Source organism: Streptomyces sp. NPDC041713, assembly GCF_055591085.1.
This window is the reverse complement of record NZ_JBVIZY010000003.1, coordinates 633,445-651,754: the sequence shown is the minus strand read 5'-3', so window position 1 is coordinate 651,754 and position 18,310 is coordinate 633,445. Positions and strand designations below refer to the sequence as shown.

At 71.3% G+C, this 18,310-nt stretch carries 15 protein-coding genes, 1 tRNA gene and 1 pseudogene; 11 read left to right on the top strand and 6 right to left on the bottom strand.

Annotated features, from left to right (window positions below; translation table 11 throughout):
• Positions 1-64: 64 nt before the first annotated feature.
• Positions 65-376 carry a hypothetical protein gene (locus ACZ6CV_RS12555; RefSeq protein WP_355814495.1) on the bottom strand — a complete coding sequence of 104 codons (312 nt, stop codon included), beginning with the start codon at positions 374-376 and terminating at the stop codon, positions 65-67.
• Between the two features lie 417 nt (positions 377-793).
• On the opposite strand from ACZ6CV_RS12555, the gene ACZ6CV_RS12550 reads away from it, so the two are divergent.
• The 5 genes and pseudogenes from ACZ6CV_RS12550 (at position 794) to ACZ6CV_RS12530 (ending at position 6,141) form a co-directional block, all read left to right on the top strand.
• Complete coding sequence (locus ACZ6CV_RS12550; protein ID WP_469250769.1) at positions 794-1,834, top strand: bifunctional DNA primase/polymerase; 1,041 nt, start codon at positions 794-796, stop codon at positions 1,832-1,834.
• Between the two features lie 197 nt (positions 1,835-2,031).
• Positions 2,032-2,271 (top strand): chaplin, encoded by a 240-nt coding sequence (locus tag ACZ6CV_RS12545; RefSeq protein WP_362375185.1) that lies wholly within the window; start codon positions 2,032-2,034, stop codon positions 2,269-2,271.
• Positions 2,272-3,052: 781 nt separating this feature from the next.
• A pseudogene (locus tag ACZ6CV_RS12540) lies at positions 3,053-3,313 on the top strand (NUDIX hydrolase); the annotation flags it as partial.
• Between the two features lie 1,650 nt (positions 3,314-4,963).
• Positions 4,964-5,653 (top strand): hypothetical protein, encoded by a 690-nt coding sequence (locus tag ACZ6CV_RS12535; protein ID WP_469250768.1) that lies wholly within the window; start codon positions 4,964-4,966, stop codon positions 5,651-5,653.
• Positions 5,654-5,715: 62 nt separating this feature from the next.
• A complete protein-coding gene (locus ACZ6CV_RS12530; protein WP_469250767.1) occupies positions 5,716-6,141 on the top strand; it encodes a hypothetical protein in 426 nt (141 codons plus the stop codon).
• Between the two features lie 301 nt (positions 6,142-6,442).
• Here ACZ6CV_RS12530 and ACZ6CV_RS12525 read toward each other — a convergent pair.
• Both ACZ6CV_RS12525 and ACZ6CV_RS12520 read right to left on the bottom strand, forming a co-directional pair.
• Positions 6,443-6,527, bottom strand: a tRNA-Ser gene (locus ACZ6CV_RS12525).
• Positions 6,528-6,613: 86 nt separating this feature from the next.
• Entirely contained in the window at positions 6,614-8,128 is a 1,515-nt protein-coding gene (locus ACZ6CV_RS12520; RefSeq protein ID WP_469250766.1) for a S1C family serine protease, read from the bottom strand.
• A gap of 315 nt (positions 8,129-8,443) precedes the next feature.
• Here ACZ6CV_RS12520 and ACZ6CV_RS12515 point away from each other — a divergent pair, with 315 nt between their 5' ends.
• The 3 genes from ACZ6CV_RS12515 (at position 8,444) to ACZ6CV_RS12505 (ending at position 11,079) form a co-directional block, all read left to right on the top strand.
• Positions 8,444-9,307 (top strand): glycerophosphodiester phosphodiesterase, encoded by an 864-nt coding sequence (locus ACZ6CV_RS12515; RefSeq protein WP_469250765.1) that lies wholly within the window; start codon positions 8,444-8,446, stop codon positions 9,305-9,307.
• 53 nt (positions 9,308-9,360) lie between these two features.
• Entirely contained in the window at positions 9,361-9,978 is a 618-nt protein-coding gene (locus ACZ6CV_RS12510; RefSeq protein ID WP_469250764.1) for an ATP-binding protein, read from the top strand.
• 129 nt (positions 9,979-10,107) lie between these two features.
• Positions 10,108-11,079, top strand: coding sequence for a DUF5926 family protein (locus ACZ6CV_RS12505; RefSeq protein ID WP_469250763.1), 972 nt, complete (start codon positions 10,108-10,110; stop codon positions 11,077-11,079).
• A 219-nt stretch (positions 11,080-11,298) separates the two neighbouring features.
• Here the strand turns inward: ACZ6CV_RS12505 and ACZ6CV_RS12500 are convergent, their stop codons facing one another.
• Positions 11,299-11,838 (bottom strand): hypothetical protein, encoded by a 540-nt coding sequence (locus ACZ6CV_RS12500; protein ID WP_469250762.1) that lies wholly within the window; start codon positions 11,836-11,838, stop codon positions 11,299-11,301.
• Positions 11,839-11,893: 55 nt separating this feature from the next.
• Entirely contained in the window at positions 11,894-12,571 is a 678-nt protein-coding gene (locus ACZ6CV_RS12495) for a bifunctional DNA primase/polymerase (RefSeq protein ID WP_469250761.1), read from the bottom strand.
• A 453-nt stretch (positions 12,572-13,024) separates the two neighbouring features.
• Between ACZ6CV_RS12495 and ACZ6CV_RS12490 the strand changes: the two genes are divergently transcribed.
• The gene (locus ACZ6CV_RS12490) at positions 13,025-14,560 is read left to right on the top strand and encodes a PP2C family protein-serine/threonine phosphatase (RefSeq protein ID WP_469250760.1); all 1,536 of its coding nucleotides are present in this window, start codon (positions 13,025-13,027) and stop codon (positions 14,558-14,560) included.
• A gap of 124 nt (positions 14,561-14,684) precedes the next feature.
• Entirely contained in the window at positions 14,685-16,145 is a 1,461-nt protein-coding gene (locus ACZ6CV_RS12485; RefSeq protein WP_469250759.1) for an aminopeptidase P family protein, read from the top strand.
• A gap of 105 nt (positions 16,146-16,250) precedes the next feature.
• On the opposite strand, the gene ACZ6CV_RS12480 is transcribed toward ACZ6CV_RS12485, so the two are convergent.
• Positions 16,251-16,799 carry a carboxymuconolactone decarboxylase family protein gene (locus ACZ6CV_RS12480; RefSeq protein WP_469250758.1) on the bottom strand — a complete coding sequence of 183 codons (549 nt, stop codon included), beginning with the start codon at positions 16,797-16,799 and terminating at the stop codon, positions 16,251-16,253.
• 41 nt (positions 16,800-16,840) lie between these two features.
• On the opposite strand from ACZ6CV_RS12480, the gene pdxR reads away from it, so the two are divergent.
• A complete protein-coding gene (gene pdxR / locus ACZ6CV_RS12475) occupies positions 16,841-18,310 on the top strand; it encodes a MocR-like pyridoxine biosynthesis transcription factor PdxR (RefSeq protein ID WP_469250757.1) in 1,470 nt (489 codons plus the stop codon).

Genomic DNA, 18,310 nt, shown 5'->3' with positions numbered 1-18,310 from the left:
GAGCGTCACACCCCACAGCCCACGCCCCTTGGAGCCGTCCCGAGCGGCTCAAGGGGCCGTCGGCTCACCAGAGGTGGGTGAAGTTGACCGCGATGTTCTCGTTCTCCTGGTGGATCGCCGTGAACGCCGAGCCGTTCACCTGGGCGGTGTTGCTCTGGTTGGAGGCGCCGTTGCCGACCGCCTGCTGCTGCGTCGTGGACGAGTTGCCGCTGTTGTTGTGGCCGACCCCGCTGCCGTTCACCGTCGCCACACCCGCGTTCGATCCGTCGTTCGCGAAGGAACCGTTGTCGGCCGTCGCGATGCCCGTGAAGAGCGCCGCAGCCAGCGGCACGGCGGCGGCGGCAGCGAAGATGCGGGCGGTACGGATGCTTGCCATGTCTGTTTCCTCCAGAGCAGGAGGTGCACGCCGGACGTGGATCCGTGAGCACCAGAAGTACGGCTTGTTCCAAGGAAGTTGGCCGACCGCCTTGGAGTTCTGCACGACGTCGCGAGATCAGAGTTGCCCACCGAATCCCCGGCGAACCACCCCTATCGCCCCGATTCCCCCGCAAGCGTGATGACATGTCGATAAACATGCCGTGCGCCCTCTGCATCCTGTTTCAGGTCTGTTCAGGTCTGTGCGAACCCATTCGAACCGTGGCGCTCGCCTTGTGCCGCATGAGGCGAAGCGTTCCGGCAGGGCCGCGCCGACCGCCCGGTGCGAGGGGGCGGCGCCCCTTCCGGGCCACACCACCCCACCGTTCGGGAGCCGTTCCCTCTTCCCTTCTTCGAACGTGTGTACGAAAATGAAGTCATGGCTCCCACCGAACGCGGCGCCACTGGAAGCAGCTCCTCCGCATCCAGCGCGGCCGCCCGCACCTCCGCGTCCGACGCGTCGTCCAGCTCGTCGTCCAGCGCGGCCGGCGCCGCCAGCACCGCCGCCCGAAGCGTCGCCGACCGCCGCGCCGCCACCCTCGCGCTCGCCCACGCCCTGTCCGCGGCCGAACGGGGCCTCTCGGTGATCCCGCTCTCCCGCACCAAGCTCCCCGCCCTGCGCTCCCCCCACCACGACGACCCGCAACCGGCCCTCTGCCACGGCGCATGCGGCCGCCCCGGGCACGGCGTGTACGACGCGACGACCGACCCGCACCGCATCCGGGAACTCTTCGCCGCCGCCCCCTGGGCCACCGGCTACGGCATCGCCTGCGGGCTGCCGCCACACCATCTGATCGGGATCGACCTGGACACCAAGTCCGGTACGGACGCGTCCGCGGGCCTGCGCGAACTGGCCCTGCGCCACCTCTTCACGATCCCCCCGACCGTCGTCGTGACCACGCCGAGCGGCGGCCGGCACATCTGGCTGACGGGGCCGCCGCACGCCGTGATCCCCAACTCGGCGGGGCGGCTCGCCCCCGGCATCGACATCAGGGGCGCGGGCGGCTACCTCGTCGGCCCCGGTTCCCGTACCGAACACGGCATCTACAGCACCGTGCCCGGCACGGACCACCTGCCGCCCGCGCCCTGCCCTCCCACCCTGCTCCGCCTGCTCGCGCCACCCCCGTCACGGGCACCCCGCACCCCCTCGAACACACAGCCGGACCTCACACGAGCGGCACACCCCCACTCCTCGAACCAGGAGGCCCAACACGGCCAGGGACTCGTGCAGTTCGTCCTCGCGGCACACGAGGGCCAGCGCAACACGCGCCTGTTCTGGGCCGCCTGCCGCGCGTACGAGAACGGCATCGGCGAGGCCCTGGCGCCCCAGCTCACCGACGCCGCCCGCCGCGTCGGCCTCACCGAACGCGAGGCCCACTCGACGATCGCCTCGGCGGCACGCCTGACGGACCACGCCTGAACGCCCTGCCGCCCCACGCCCGCCCCGCCGGGCGTGGGGCTGTCCCCCGAATGGCGGCACGAACGTGTCCGGCGGCGGGGGCGAGCGTTGATCACGCAGGCGCCCGACAGGTGTGCTGCTCCTCTGCCGGAGCGACGTCGTGTTGTGTGTGGCCCGGCGGGGCGCCTTCGACAGGCACGTAATCAAGGAGAACAATCATGTCCGCAATGAAGAAGACGACCGCTGTCGTGCTGGGCACCGGTGCCCTCGTCATGGGCGGCGCCGGCCTCGCCGCCGCCGACTCCGGGGCGCAGGGCGCCGCGGTGAACTCCCCGGGCGTCATCTCCGGCAACATGGTCCAGGTTCCGATCCACATCCCGGTCAACGCCTGCGGCAACACGGTTGACATCATCGGCCTGCTGAACCCGGCCTTCGGCAACACCTGCGCCAACGACTGATCAGGCGCACCATCGCGCCGTAAGGCGGGACGACACAGAAAGGGCGCGATCCTCACCAGGATCGCGCCCTTTCCGCGCCCGCTGACCGTGTCCGGTGCAGGCGCCGTCAACCACTGCGGTGGGTGTGGGATTTGAACCCACGGCGACTCGCGCCACGACGGTTTTCAAGACCTTTCGAGGGCCGGGCGCCGTACCCGCTCCCGTGCAGGTCAGGCGAGCGAAACCGCCCCGCCTCGGGCGCCGCCCTGCTTGCCGTGCCCGCTACGTGCCTCAAGCGACGACCCTGCCCGCTCAACCACCAGTCACAACGGGAACGATCACCGCGGCGACAGCCGACAGAAGGCCACCCACGGCGAGGGCGCCGTTGAACTTCTCCTTGGCCGTCGGGAACACGGACCGACTGACGTTCCCAACCTTGCTGCGCAGAACGATCATCGTGATCTTCTGCCATCTGTGCTGACGCTTCGAGCAGCCCATCAGCACGCCGTACGCGTTGTTCCGGCAGTAGGTCCGGCCATCTCGGTTAACCGCTCCACACCAGACCGGCACCTGAAAGGCAGCGTAGGCCGAGACACCGACCGATAGAGCCACGATCACGGGCAAGGCCCATTGCTGGCTCCAGGCAACGACCAAGGCAGCAGCCACCATGTATCCCCAGTACAGACGCACCACTTTCCCCATGTGTGCGCAGAGTAGTGATGCATATGCGCTACGCATAGACGGGAATTGGACACGGCCAGCCGTGCCATCACTCGGTGCCATCACTCGGTGATCGCTCGCAGGCATCCACGTCGAGATCGACGAACTCACCGGCGTCTGCAAGAACACCACCCGAGGCATCGTCGCCCTGGTCTTCCGCTGCAAGCGCTCCGGCGGCACCGAACGCACCTCCAGCGAGTCCACAGCCGTCTCCTGGCCCACACCCGACGAGGTCAGCGAACGCATGGCTGAGGTCTACGCGATCAGACTCCTGGATGCCCTGGACGGCAACGGCCCTCACGTAAGGAGCCACGACGGCAAGCACCTCATCCCAGCGGGATAAGACTTTCCCTACTTCGTCAAGGCACCCGGCTGCGCTCCGCTCCGCCCGGCGGGGGATCCGGCCGGCACCGGGATGGAAGGGGCGCCGTTCCCGACTGCGGGCCCGTAGTGGCGTGCGCGGGGTGCTCCCATCCCGTCCACCATCGCCCCAGGCAGAGCTGAGCAGACGCGGCCCATGGCGTCCAGGTCGTTCGTACCGTGGTGGTGGAGGCTGCGCGCGAGGCTCGAGGAGGGGGGTGGATGCCACGGCCTTGAGCTCACAGTCCCGAGGCGAACCCGGGGACCTTTGTGCCCACCCCCCTTAACCGCGGACCTCGAGGGTTCTCCGACCGGTCTCGACGAGCAAGCTAGCAAGGGGGACCGACAATGGACCTGTGGCAGCGTCCAGGCTGTAAGCGGACGTGCCCCAGCCGTGCCCGATCGAGCGGGAAACACCGGGGAACCGCAGTTACTCACGGACAGCGCCCAGCGCGACGGCCCCCGACCGATGTTCCTGGTCAGGGGCCTTCAACCTACGCGGTGGGTGTGGGATTTGAACCCACGGTGGCTCGCGCCACGACGGTTTTCAAGAACATGCGCGCCAGGGGCACACGCCCCGGTGGTCCACACCTGGTCCACCGGCTCCGGCTCACGGTATTGGGCTGCTCCTGCCAGCCGTCACCCGCGTGGGTGTGGGCCTCCTAGAGCTGCTGTCCCGGCACGTCGACCACGCTACGCTGCCGCCCGTGGCTGAGGCATTCGTCTCCGGTGACGGCCACTGCGCATGCGGCATCTGCCCATCCCGCCGCTTCCCGCTCGGTGCGTTCGACGTGGTCGAGCGTCCGTCCGGTGAGTGCCCCTTCAACCCGGAGGACGGCCCCAGGTACACCCCGCGCGGTGTACCTGTCTGCGTGCACCCGGAGAAGGTGGGACTACCGCCCGCGCGCCGTACAAGACGGACGGTGTGGCTCTGCTCGGGGACGTCGCGCTGCCCGCCGACGTCGCCGACCTTGATGCGTATAGCCAATCGCCCCGGCGAGGCGTGCAATCTGCGTGAGTCGGACTTCACCCTGCCGGAGAAGGGCTGGGGAGAGGTCCTCCTGTCGAGCAGCACGCCCCGCGTCGGCTCGGGGTGGACGGATTCCGGCGAGTCGTTCGACTCACGCGGACTGAAGAAGCGGGCGCGCAAGGCCACTCGGCCTGTACCCATTCCGCCTGTGCTGGTCCGCCTCATCCGCGAGCACATCAAGGAGTTCGGTACCGCCGATGATGGCCGCCTGTTCCGCGCGGTCCTGGGTGGACATCTCCTGTCCAAGGAGTACGGAGAGCTCTGGAAGGCAGCACGGCTCGTAGTGCTGTCGGACTCCGAAGCGGCCTCGCCCCTGGCGGAGGTGCCCTACTCGATGCGGCATGCGGGCGTGTCCCTCTGGCTTGAGTCGGGAGTATCCATCCCCGGCAGAGGTCGCCCGACGCGCGGGCCACAACATCGCATTCCTATTCCGCTTCTACGCAAAGGCCATTCACCGCAGTCAGGACAGGACGGCGCTCCTGCAGTTCCGGGACCTCAATTCTTGCTCAGAAGATCACCCGCGCCCTTCACCCAGAGCAGCCGCTCCAGTACTTTCAGCTGACCAGCCACCCAGTAGGGGTGGCTCATCGGGGAAGGTGCCTTGTGGGCATCAGAACAAACAAGGGCCTGCTGATTCCGGCAGCGACCTTTCTGCTCTTTGCGGGGCTGACCACTCCCGCACTGGCAGACGCACCCAGCCCAGAACCTGTAGGCGGCAACTCCGCAGACGCGGAGGACATAGCCGTCCAGCCCGGTCCGCCCACCGACCCGGAGGAGACGGACCTCATTGAGGTCCAGGATCCCGACGCTCCCGTAGAGGGCGGAGAGCTGCCGCCGGGGAAGGCCGACCCCGCTCCAGGTGCCGAGCACTGCACACCCGGCGGTGTGTACCGGCCCACCAGCAAGCTGGGCAAATTCCACAAGGGCGTCGGCCCCACGAACTCCAACTACAACGGCACGAGCCGTACCGCAAAGTCCCGGTTCGAAGCTGAGGTGACAGCCAAGGTCGGCATATCGGTATCCGCTGGACTCAAGGTCAAGGCGCGCACGATGGTGTCCGAACTTGAGTCGGAGTACAGCGTCAATCTCTCCCTTGAACTGACCGCGAAACTCGGCAACGTCATCAGCGTGAACACTCCGGCCAAGAAGACCACGCACGCCAAGTACGGGGTCTACCGGCTGAAGCACAAGGGGAAGAGCTACTCCTACTACAGCGATTGCTCGACGACCGCGAAGAAGACGATCACCAGTTACACCCCGTACCGGGTGGGCTGGTACATCTGGGAGAGCTGATGCCCCACAGTGCCAGGCGGGCAACTCTCCGCGGAGCAGGTTGTGCCACTGGGGTGCTGTTGTTGAGCGTCGTACTTGGCGGCTGCTCTGGAGCAGATGACTCGTCGAAGCAGTCGAAGCCGACGCCCTCCACCGCTCCCTCCAAGGACAAAGCCAGGCCGGAACACATCCCTGGGGAGTCGGTCAGCGAGGCGCCCAAGCTGCCAGAGGGCAAGGCGCTGGCCGAGATCGCAGCGGCCAAGGGGAGTCGGAACGTCCCGCTCGGCCGAGTCGCTGAGGGGCCGCTGTCCGTGCTCGTCAACTGCCAAGGCAAGGGAACACTCAAGGTCGCCGTCCAGCCCATGGGCATGAACTTCCCGCTCGACTGCGTGGACGGCGAGGTCAGCAGCACGTACAACGAACTGGGCCTCAAGAAGTCGAGGCCAGAGGGCACAGTCACCGTGACTGCCCCCTCGGCAGTTCGCTGGTCCCTCACCGTGGGGCAGTAGCAGCCAGAGGACAGCGAGCAGCGCCCCAGTGGCTCACGCCCTGGGGCGCTGCTCGCTGTCCTGGCGCGGAACCAGGTCCGTAGACGGGCGCGTTCCCACAGCATCTCGGGCGTCGGCCCACGTATGGCCCAAAGCACCTGGTGATAGGCCCCGTTCGGGCTCCATCGTGGTCCACGCCTGGTCCACACACACTGGTCAAAGGCGTGACAGTCGCGGATCAAGGTGAGACAGGTCCCCCACGAAGAAGGGTGCCTCTCACTGAGAGGCACCCTTCTGACCAGTACATACGCTGGCCTGCAAGCGGTGGGTGTGGGATTTGAACCCACGGTGACTCGCGCCACGACGGTTTTCAAGACCGTTCCCTTAGGCCGCTCGGGCAACCCACCCCGCGCCGTCCCGTCCGTCCCGTCCGTGCCGACGTGTCCGTGTCGACGTGGTGGGATCAGGACTGCGCGGGGACAAGACTAGCGGGTCAGCTGTCGCCCTTGCGCTGGCCCAGGGTCACGTCGACCGTGTGCTCCTTGCCGTCGCGCTCGTAGGTGATCTTGACGGTGTCGCCCGGCTTGTGGGTCCAGATCTGGCCGATCAGGGTCGGGCCGCTGTCGACCGCCATGTCGTCCAGCTTGGTGATGACGTCGCCGGGCTTGAGGCCCGCCTTGTCCGCCGGGCCGTTCGGGGTGACCGGCTTGGACGTGCCGTCCGCGCCGCCCCGGCTGATCGTCGCGCCGTCGCCCTCCTGCTGCAGGGAGACCGAGGCGCCGATCACGGGGTAGACCGGCGTACCCGTCTTGATCAGCTGCTGGGCGACCTGCTTCGCCTGGTTCACCGGGATCGCGAAGCCCAGGCCGATGGAGCCGGACTGGCCGCCGCCGCCGATGCCGCCGCCGCTCTCCGCGGGCTTGATCGCGGAGTTGATGCCGATGACCGCGCCCCGCGCGTCAAGCAGCGGGCCGCCGGAGTTGCCGGGGTTGATGGACGCGTCGGTCTGCAGCGCGCTCATGTACGAGCTCTTGCCGCTCTGGCCGCCGTCGCTGGAGGTCACCGGGCGGTTCTTGGCGCTGACGATGCCCGTCGTCACCGTGTTCGACAGGCCGAAGGGCGCGCCGATCGCGATGGTCGAGTCGCCGACGGCCACCCGGTCGGAGTTGCCGAGCGCGAGCGGCTTGAGCCCCTCGGGGGCGTTCTTGAGCTTGACGACCGCCACGTCGTAGCCCTCGGCGCGGCCGATGACCTCGGCGCCGTACTTCTTGCCGTTCGAGAACGTCACCTGGAGCTTGCCGCCCTCCGCGGCCGACGCCACCACGTGGTTGTTGGTGAGGATGTGGCCCTGCTTGTCGTAGACGAAGCCGGTGCCCGTGCCGCCCTCGCCGCCGCCGCTCTGCGCCTCGATGGTCACGACGCTCGGCAGCGCGTCGTTCGCGGTCTTGGCGACCGAGCCGGGCTCGCGCTTCAGGTCGGCGGGGGTGTCCGCGGCGGAGACCGTCGTGGAGCCCGTGTCGTCGTCGCCCCGCTCGGCCGCCCAGTAGCCGACGCCGCCGCCGATGCCGCCCGCGATCAGCGCCGCCGCGAGCACCGCCGCGACCAGGCCGCCGCGCCGGCCGCCGGACTTCGGCTCCTGCGGGTGGTACGAGGCGCCCCAGCCGGAACCGGAACCACCGCCCGTGGCGTACGAAGGCACGGCGGGCGGCGCGGGCGGCGGCCAGTTCCCCGCGCCGGAACCGCCCTGCGGGGCGCCCGCGGCGGCCGGAGCGGGAGGGGCGGGGGCGTGCGCGGGAGCGTGGGAGTGCGCGGGAGCGGCGTGCGCCCCGCCGTGCCCCGGCTGCCCGGCGGGCGCGGCCTGAGCCGCCGCGCCGGCGTCGGCCCCGGGCGCGGTCCCGGCGACGGGACCGGCGGCAGCGGAGTCGGCGGGAACAGCGGGAGCGTCCACCGGCGCGGGAGGCGCGGACGGGGCCTTGGGTACCTCGTTGCCCTCGTTCTCGGTGCTCACAGCTCTTCTCCTCGGTCCATGCTGTCGTTGCGTGCGTTCTCGGCTGCGTTGCGTGCGTTCTCGGTCACGGCTCGGCGGTGCCTGCTGTGCCTACGGGGCCTACTGTGCACCTGTTACCTGTGGACGTGGCGGCCCGCCCCCCGCGTACGCGGATACGCGGCTGAGCGACTGCGCGGCACATACGCGGTACAGATGTCTGCAGTCAGCTTTTCCCATGGGCTGTCAGGGCACCATAAGCCGATCCTGTGCGTCCGGCGCCCCTGGAGGGGGCCGTCCGGCGAGCCGTCGGGTACCCCGTGATGGCACCATGACGCGGTGACCCTCGCACGACAGCACCAGATCCAGGTCGTCGCCCACCGCGGAGCCTCCGAAGACGCTCCCGAACACACCCTGGCCGCCTACAAGAAGGCGGTCGAGCACGGTGCCGACGCCCTCGAATGCGACGTACGGCTCACCGCCGACGGCCACCTCGTGTGCGTCCACGACCGGCGCGTCAACCGTACGTCGAACGGCCGCGGCGCCGTCTCCGCCCTCGAACTCGCCGATCTCGCCACCCTGGACTTCGGCTCCTGGAAGAGACAGCACGGCGAGGCCGACGAGGACCCGGACTGGGAGGGCTCCGCGGGCGAAGCCGGCGAAGGAGGCGACGCGGGCGAGGACACCTCCGTCCTGACGCTGGAGCGGCTCCTGGAGCTGGTGGCCGAAAGTAATGCTTCGGGGCGCCAGGTGCGCCTCGCGATCGAGACCAAGCACCCCACCCGCTGGGCGGGCCAGGTGGAGGAGCGCCTGCTCCTGCTCCTCAAGCGCTTCGGCCTGGACGCCCCCGCGTCCGATACCGCGTCGCCGGTACGGATCATGAGCTTCTCCGCGCGCTCCCTGCACCGCGTACGGGCCGCGTCCCCGACGCTGCCGACCGTCTATCTGATGCAGTTCGTCTCGCCGCGCCACCGCGACGGACGCCTGCCCGCGGGCGTGGGCATCGCAGGCCCGGCCCTGCGTATCCTGCGCAACCACCCCGGATACGTGGAGAAGCTGAAGCGCGCGGGACACCAGGTGCACGTGTGGACGGTGAACGAGCCGGAGGACGTGGAACTCTGCGCCGAACTGGGTGTCGACGCGATCATCACCAACCGCCCCAAGCAGGTTCTGTCCCAACTGGACCGTCTGGGACTCCGTTAACTCCGGTTACAGGGTGTGCACCGGCGCGTTCGGTCCGTATTCGATCGTTACGAGTGCGTCACCGGGCGGGGATTGGCCGGTTTCCGGTCCAGTCCATTGGGGCATCCACACCGTGGCGTGGGGCGAAGGAGGTCTCGGGGGTGGCGTTGGTGGTGGCACGGGAGGTGCCCACGTCGTCGAGCATGGCCGTTCCCCATGGCCCTGCGGGCGTGGGGGAGGCACGACAGCGGATGCGCGGTCAGCTGCGCATGAGCGGGGTGCCGGAGTCGGTCGTCGACGATGCCGTACTGGTCCTGTCGGAGTTGCTCAGCAACGCCTGCCGGCACGGCAGGCCGCTGGGCCGCGGGATGGTCGGCGACGGTGACGTGCGGGCGGCGTGGCACGTCGACCGGGCGGGCCGCCTCACGGTCGAGGTGACGGACGGCGGCGGCCCGACCCGCCCGGTCCCCGCGACCCCGTCGGTGACGGCGCGCGGCGGCCGCGGGCTCAACATCATCACGGCGCTCTCCGACACCTGGGGGGTCCGCGACGACGTGCACGGCGAGGTCACCGTGTGGGTCGTCCTCGCATCGGGCCACCACCACGAGGATTTCGCTACGCGCGTCGCCGCCCCGTCGGCGGCCGCACTCTCCGACCTGGCGTTCGCCGACCCCTTCGACGACCTGGACTGACCGTCCCGTTCCCCGGGGTGCCCCCGGCCCGGGTGCGGCGGCCGCGCGGGCACGCGTCCCGACGGCTCCCGCACCAACGGCTAGGCTCGCGCCCGTACGCAAGAGAGCCGTAGCCGGGAGACACCCAAGATGGCCAAGAAGCGCCCGCAGACCAAGGGCAAGTCGCAGCAGCCGCAGCGGGGCGACGGGGAGCTGCCGGTCGTCGGCGCCCGCGAGCCCTGCCCCTGCGGTTCCGGCCGCCGCTACAAGGCCTGTCACGGCCGGGCCGCCGCCCACGCGGTGACCGAGCTGGTGCAGCGCCCCTTCGAGGGCCTGCCCGGCGAGTGCGACTGGGTCGCGCTGCGCGAGCTGGTGCCGGCCGCCACGGTCGAGCTGACCCTCAAGGGCGGGCTTCCCGAGGGTGTCCCCTCGGTCTCCCTCGCCACCGTGCTGCCGATGGCGTGGCCCGCGCTGCGCCGCGACGACGGTTCGGTCCTGCTCGGGCTGCAGAACGACACCGCGTCCGGTGACATCAGCCGCGACCTGGCGGACACCCTGCAGCGCGCCCTGGAGGCCGAGCCGGGTACGCCGGTGAAGGGCCGCCGCGCCCCGGCCGACGGTCCGCGGCTGCAGGATCTCCTCGACCCCGAGGGCCCGTTCGAGCCGGCCGTGCACGCCGGTTTCGAGTTCTGGGTGCCGGACGCGGAGAACGCGACGCCGGAGGTCTCCGCCTCCCTGGAGCGGGCGAACGACGCCGCCATCCCGACCGCGAAGCTGACCGGCGTCGACGCCGCGTACTGGTGCGAGACCCCGGACAAGAACCACCTGCGCTGGGTCATGCCGCACCCGGAGGAGCAGCTCCTCGACGCGCTGGCCCGGCTGCACGCGGCCGGCACATCCGGTCTGGGCGAGGGCACCCGTCTGGTCGGCTCCTTCCGTGCGCACGGGCTGACCGTGCCGGTGTGGGACCTGCCGACCGGTGTCGGTGCCGCGGACGTCGAGAAGCCGGCCGCGGAGTTCGCCGAGCGGCTCGCCGCGGCGCTCGCCTCGGACGCCCCGCTGACCCCGGACGAGCGCCGGGCGCGCGGCGGTCTGACCAACCGCCAGGTGACGCTCAGCTGACCTCGCCGCGCCGGTCGGTGGACCGGCGCGTGCGCCGCGCACGGAACGCGTGACCGCGGTCACAACTCCCCGTCGCCGTATACGAATCCCTGTCCGGATAACTGAGATCGAATTTGCCAGGAGCCGATCTCTTGTTACCGTTCAGGTAGCCCGGTTGCTGGTGCATCCCCCGTCGCCAGCAACCGGGCCTTTTTCATGCCCGGCGGCCCGGCCCGGCGCTCAACTGCCCTGTGGCTTCGGTGAGTTGCTGCCCGAGCGCAGCAGCAGCCCGGCCGTCTCCCCCGCCGCGTACTCCGCCACCGCCGAGTAGGCGCCCACCTCGCCCGCCGTCCGCTCGCGCGGGGTCTCGCACGTCGCCGGTTCGTCGCCCGGCTCCACCGCGCAGTGCATCTGTACGGTGCGTCCGCCGGGGCCCATCAGGGTGAGGACGGCGGTCAGCTCCTCGCCGGTGGCGTTGCGGTAGTAGGTGCGCGCCCAGGTGTCGCGCTCCTGGGTGAGGACGCAGGTCTGGGCCTCGATGCCGTCGGGCGCGGAGAGTTCGGGTCCGCAGCGGGCGACGGTGGTCGCGCCGAGGCCCGTAGGGAACGAGAGGTTCCGCAGGGTCTCGGGGGGCCGGTGCGGTTCCGGAGAGGCGTTCGAGGGGGCGGGGAGGGGCGACTTCGCGTCACCGTCGCCCACCGGTCCCGCGGACGCGCCGGCGAGCGGCAGCAGGACCGTGACGGCCGCGACGCCCATGAGCACGATGAGGCGGGGTTGCATGAGCCGAAGATAACGACCGCGGGCGCGCGGCCCGGTCGCCGCGCGCCCAATTCCCCTACAACTCGGGTGCGCTCACACCCGTACGAGTGAGGGCGTCGACGACCGCGTCCACCACGGCCTCGACGTCCGGCACCCAGGGGGCGGCCGAGCCGGGCAGCGGGGCACGCTCCCAGCGGACCCGGCCCTGTCCCGTCTCGGACGGGGGCAGTGCGATGTAGCCGCCCTCGCCGTGGAAGCGGAGCGAGCCGGGGACGTGGTCCCTGGCGTAGAGGAGCTCGCCCAACTGGGCCAGTGAGTACGGCGCGACGAGCAGGTGGACCCGCTCCTCGGTGGCGGCCACCGGGCCGAGCCTGATGCCCGCCTCGTCGAGCGCGGCGAGGGCGCGCACGCCCGCCTCCGCGGGGAGGCTCACGGCGCACGGGGCGCGGCCGCCGGTGGCGAGCACGACGGGCGCGCCGGGTCGGTTGGTCCACCACCAGCGGACCATCCGCTCGTCGGTGGTGGCGGCGAGGAGGCCGGGGTCGAGGGGGTGCGCGCCCGGTACCGCGCAGTCGGGGTCGGGGCAGGCGCAGCGGCTGTCGTCACGCCGGTCGAGGGCGACGCCCGGCAGTACGGGCCACCGCCATTCGGTCGCGAAGGTCAGGGCCGCGCCGAGCTGTCCGGCGCTCCGGCCGGGCTTTCTTCCGATTCGCCAGGGCAGGAGCCTGCGTCGCCTTCCGAGGATCTCGCGCATGAGCGCTCGTTCCTTTCCGTTGCACGCCGGCGTTAGCCGGGGAGACTGCGGGCCACTTCACACCATGTGTGGATCTCTTCGCTGTACGTACGAGCTGGCACATCCGACCCCAGCCTGCGGCATGGGGAACCACTCTGAACCGAGCGTTGACGTGGCGTGGGGTGGCGGCGCCTGGCGTTTGCCGTCCCGCGATATTGCTTGCCGCCTCCGCCACGGGAGGATGGGGCACGGTCGTCGTGCGTTAGGACGCCCGGGTCCTCGGTCAGGTTCCGAACGGGTCCCAACTGCCCCTGGCCATCACTGAGTACGTACCCAGCGCGACCACTGCAACGCTTTACCGAACAACGTCAGTCGACCCCAATATGCCCTAACCCTGCGCTGTTTTCAGCCATCTTTTCAAGATCTTTTTTCCGCCCCGGAATTCTCACGGACACCAGGAATCCCAGCAGGACAATGCTGGACATCCCCTCACCAGTGCGTGTACATCTGGAGGCACTGCTAGCGGCGCAGAATGACATGGGGGTTTGCGATGCTATCGAGCATTACGCACCGGCCGGAAAGCCGTCAGCCATGAACGCCCCTCACCTTCCGAAAGTGGCCGGAATCGATTCCACAGTTCCGCCACCGGCCCACACTGTCGCGCCCACCGCGCAGACCACGCCCGCCGCAGCCGCCCCCGAGGACGCCCCGATCCTCACCGCACCCGGCGCCGTGCTCCAGGACCGCCTGGCCGGCTGGGTCTCCGACCTCACCACGCTGCACGAACTGACCGAGCGGCTGGCCCGTACGGCCACCCTCGACGAGGCCCTGCGGGAGCTGCTGCGCGCGGGCGCCGCGCTGGTGGGCGCCCGGCGCGGCCTCGTCGTCGTGGAGCCCGCCAACGGGCTCGGCCCCGACACCACCGTCGGCCTCGGTCTCGGCCGCGCGGACCTGGGGCACCTGGAGACGGTGCCGCGCGGCGCCACCTCGTACGGCAGGATCCTGGACGCCGTCGAGGGCCGGCCGGGCGGTGTGCCGGACGAGATCGTGCAGCCCGACCTGCTCGCCGAGGACGCCCTCGACCCGCGCCAGCGCGAGGTGGCCGCCCGCCTCGGCTACGCCGCGAGCTACGCCGTGGGCCTGGCCACCGGGACGGGATCGCGGATCGGCGCCGCCGTCTGGCTGTACGACGAGCCCGCCGAGCCGACCGAGCGCCGCCGCCACCTGGCCGGGCTCTACGCACGCCACGCCTCCGAGCACGTGGCGCGGCTGATCGAACTGGGCCGCGCCTGCGCGGCCGACCACACCCTGCGCGAGGAGCTCATGCCCTCGCGGCTGCCCCGGGTCGCCGGGGTGCAGCTCGCCGCCCGGCACCGCACCGGACCGCGCGGCGGCGGCGACTGGCACGACGCGCTGCCGCTGCCGGACGCGGCGCTCGGGCTCGCGGTCGGCTCGGTGACCGGGTCGGGGCCGAGCGCGGTGGCCGCGATGGGGCGGCTGCGCGCCTCGCTGCGGGCGTACGCGGTGATGGAGGGCGAGGACCCCGTCGCCGTCCTCTCCGACCTGGAGCTGCTCCTGCGGCTGACCGAGCCCGCGCGGTCGGCGACCGCCCTCTTCGCGTACTGCGAGCCGGCGCTGCGCAAGGTCGTCCTCGCCGGGGCCGGGCACAGCCCGCCGCTGATCGTCGGGGAGCGGCGCACCGAGTTCGTGGAGACCTCCCTGTCCGCGCCGCTCGGGATGCTCGCCTGCTGGGAGGCGCCGAGCGTGGAGATCAGCCCGGAGCCGGGAGAAACGGTGCTGCTCTACACCGACGGACTGCTGTACCGCACCGGCGAGGCGATGGACCGGGCCTTCGCGCGGCTGCACGCGGCCGCGGCGAGCGTGCCCAAGGGCATCAGGGACGACCCCGGGGCGATCGCCGACCACGTGCTGCACACCGTCCTGCCGGACGGGCTCGACGCGGTGGACAGCGACGAGGACGTGGTGCTGCTGGCGGCCCGCTTCGAGTGAGCCGCCCCCGGCCCGCCGGCGTGCGGCGCCGGGCACGCTGGGTAAGTGGCCTTCCGGCCCTGGGCCCCCTTCCGTACGCCCGTACGATGGAGGGCGGCCCAGTGTCGTACAGAGGAGGCAGATCGTGTCGGAGGCGCTCAACCCGGCGACCCCGGAAGAGTCCGAAGAAGAGCCGATCAAGCAGCGCAAGAACGGCCTGTACCCGGGCGTGTCCGATGAGCTCGCCGAGAACATGAAGTCCGGCTGGGCAGACACCGAGCTGCACGACCTGCGGCCGATCGAGCAGGCCGAGAACACCGCCGCCCGCCGCGCCGCGCTCTCCGCGCGCTTCCCGGGCGAGCGCCTGGTGATCCCCGCGGGCAACCTGAAGACGCGCTCCAACGACACCGAGTACGCCTTCCGGGCCTCCGTCGAGTACGCGTACCTCACCGGCAACCAGACCGAGGACGGCGTCCTCGTCATGGAGCCGGTCTCCGACGGCCACCGGGCCACGATCTACCTGCTGCCGCGCTCCAACCGTGAGAACGGCGAGTTCTGGCTGGACGGCATGGGCGAGCTCTGGGTCGGCCGCCGGCACTCCCTCACCGAGGCCGAGAAGCTGTACGGCATGCCCGCGTCCGACGTGCGCGAGCTGGCCGACGCCCTGCGCGAGGCGACCGGACCCGTCCGCGTCGTGCGCGGGTACGACGCCGGGATCGAGGCCGCGCTGACCGACAAGGTCACCGCGGAGCGCGACGAGGAGCTGCGCGTCTTCCTCTCCGAGGCCCGCCTGGTGAAGGACGCCTTCGAGATCGGCGAGCTGCAGAAGGCCGTCGACTCGACCGCGCGCGGCTTCGAGGACGTCGTGAAGGTCCTCGACAAGGCCGAGGCCACCAGCGAGCGCTACATCGAGGGCACGTTCTTCCTGCGCGCCCGCGTCGAGGGCAACGACATCGGCTACGGCTCGATCTGCGCCGCGGGCCCGCACGCCACCACGCTGCACTGGGTGCGCAACGACGGCGCGGTGCGCTCCGGCGAGCTGCTGCTGCTCGACGCCGGTGTGGAGACGCACTCGTACTACACCGCGGACATCACCCGCACGCTGCCGATCAACGGCCGCTTCGACGCGCTGCAGAAGAAGATCTACGACGCGGTGTACGAGGCGCAGGAGGCGGGCATCGCGGCGGTGAAGCCGGGCGCCAAGTTCCGTGACTTCCACGACGCCTCGCAGCGCGTGCTCGCCGAGAAGCTGGTCGAGTGGGGCCTCGTCGAGGGCCCGGTCGAGCGCGTCCTGGAGCTCGGCCTGCAGCGCCGCTGGACCCTGCACGGCACCGGCCACATGCTCGGCATGGACGTCCACGACTGCGCCGTCGCGCGCACCGAGACGTACGTGAACGGCACGCTGGAGCCGGGCATGTGCCTGACCGTCGAGCCGGGCCTGTACTTCCAGGCCGACGACCTGACCGTGCCGGAGGAGTACCGCGGCATCGGCGTCCGGATCGAGGACGACATCCTGGTGACGGAGGACGGCAACCGGAACCTGTCGGCCGCTCTGCCCCGCACCTCGGACGAGGTCGAGGCGTGGATGGCGCGGGTCAAGGGCTGAACCGCACCGAACGCGTACGCCGAAGGGCCGGTCCCCGTCCGGGGGCCGGCCCTTCGGCGTTGCCGTCGGGAGTCCCTCACCGCGCCGCCTCCAGGGTGGTGGTCGTCAGCGGGCCGCCCGCTCGTCCTCGCCGGCGACCTTGGCGGTGCTCAGGGCGATGCGGTTCCAGGTGTTGATGGTGAAGATCAGGGCGAGGACGCGGGCCAGTTCCTGCTCGTCGAAGTGGCGGGCGGCCTCGGCGTAGACGTCGTCCGGGAGGCCGGCCCGCGCGACGAGGGTGACGGCCTCGGTGAGGGCGAGGGCCGCCTGCTCCTTCTCCGTGAAGAAGTTCCTGGCCTCGCGCCACACGCCGATCATGTGCAGCCGCGCCTCGTCCTCGCCGGCCTTGCGGGCGTCGGAAGTGTGCATGTGCAGGCAGTAGGCGCAGCCGTTGAGGAGTGAGGCGCGGATCTGGATCAGCTCGACCAGGGCGGGGTCGATGCCCTCGCGGGCGGCGGCGTCGAAGCCGATGAGAGCCTTGAACGCCTTGGGGGCGGCCTTGGCGAAGTCGAGGCGGGGGGCGCGGACTTGGGGCGGGGCGGAGTGGGTGGCGGTGGTGGGCTGCGGGGCGGTGACCGTGGGCTGCGGGGTGTTCGTGGTGTTCGTCATGACCATGAATCTATGGGTGGGAAAGACCTCGCGTAGGGTGCATTGCCATGCCGGAATCATGGGTCAATTTGGCGGAGCGCATTGGGAGTGATCTGCACGTGGACCTGTCCGGTCCGGGCAGTCGCCGCGCCGTTCTCATCCGGGCGCTGCGGGACGCGGTCCGTGAGGGGCGGCTCCCTCCGGGCACCAGGCTGCCGCCGTACCGTTCGCTCGCCGCCGACCTCGGTCTCGCCCGCAACACGGTCGCCGACGCCTATGCCGAACTGGTCGCCGAGGGCTGGCTGACGGCCCGGCAGGGTTCGGGGACGCGGGTCGCCGAGCGGGCCGCCCCGGTCAAGCGGCCGCGCCGGCCGAAGCCCGTCCCCGCGCGGCCCGCCGCCCCCGCGCACAACCTGCGGCAGGGCACGCCGGACGCCGCGTCCTTCCCCCGTACGGCCTGGCTCGCCGCGGCGCGGCGCGCGCTCGCGGCCGCGCCCAACGACACGTTCGGGCCGGGCGATCCGCGCGGCCGCATCGAGCTGCGGCGGGCGCTCGCCGACTATCTGACGCGGGCGCGCGGGGTGCGCGCCGATCCCGAACGGATCGTGGTCTGCTCCGGATTCGCGCACGCGCTGCGGCTGTTGTTCGCGGAGACGCGGGGTGTGGGCGGCGGGGTGCTGCGCGGCCCGTTCGCCGTGGAGTCGTACGGGCTCGGCTTCCACCGCGACATTCTGGCGGGGGCGGGGGTCCGGACGGTGCCGCTCGGCCTGGACGAACGGGGCGCCCGCATCGAGGAGTTGACCGCGGGGCCGCGGGTGAGGGGCGTACTGCTCACGCCGGCGCACCAGTTCCCGACCGGCGGTCCGCTGCACCCCGAGCGCCGCGCGGCGGTCGTGGACTGGGCCCGCGCCGGCGGCGGGGTGGTCCTGGAGGACGACTACGACGGGGAGTTCCGCTACGACCGTGAGCCGGTCGGCGCGGTGCAGGGCCTCGACCCCGAACACGTCGTCTACCTCGGCTCGGTGAGCAAGAGCCTGTCCCCCGCGGTGCGCCTGGGCTGGATGGTGCTGCCCGAACGGCTCGTCGACGGGGTGCTCGCGGCGAAGGGGGAGCGGGAGGCGTGGGCGAGCGCGCTCGACCAGCTGACGCTCGCGGAGTTCATCGCGGCCGGGCAGTACGACCGGCACGTGCGCCGCATGCGGCAGGCGTACCGGCGCCGCCGCGACCGGCTCGTCGACGCGCTCGCCGAACGGGCCCCGCACATCACCGCCACCGGCATCGCGGCCGGGCTGCACGCGGTGCTGCGGCTGCCGCCCGGCACGGAGGCGTCCGCGGTGAAGGCGGCGTCCTGGCAGGGGATCGCCCTGGACGGCCTGGCCGCGTTCCGCCACCCCGAGGCCACGATGCCCCCGCCGCCCGGCCTCGTGGTCGGCTACGCGACCCCGACGGAGCACGCGTACGGGGCGGCACTGGAGGCGCTGCTGCGGGCGTTGCCGCCGGGGGAGGGGGCGGCGGATAGGGAGGGGGGCGTGGGGTGA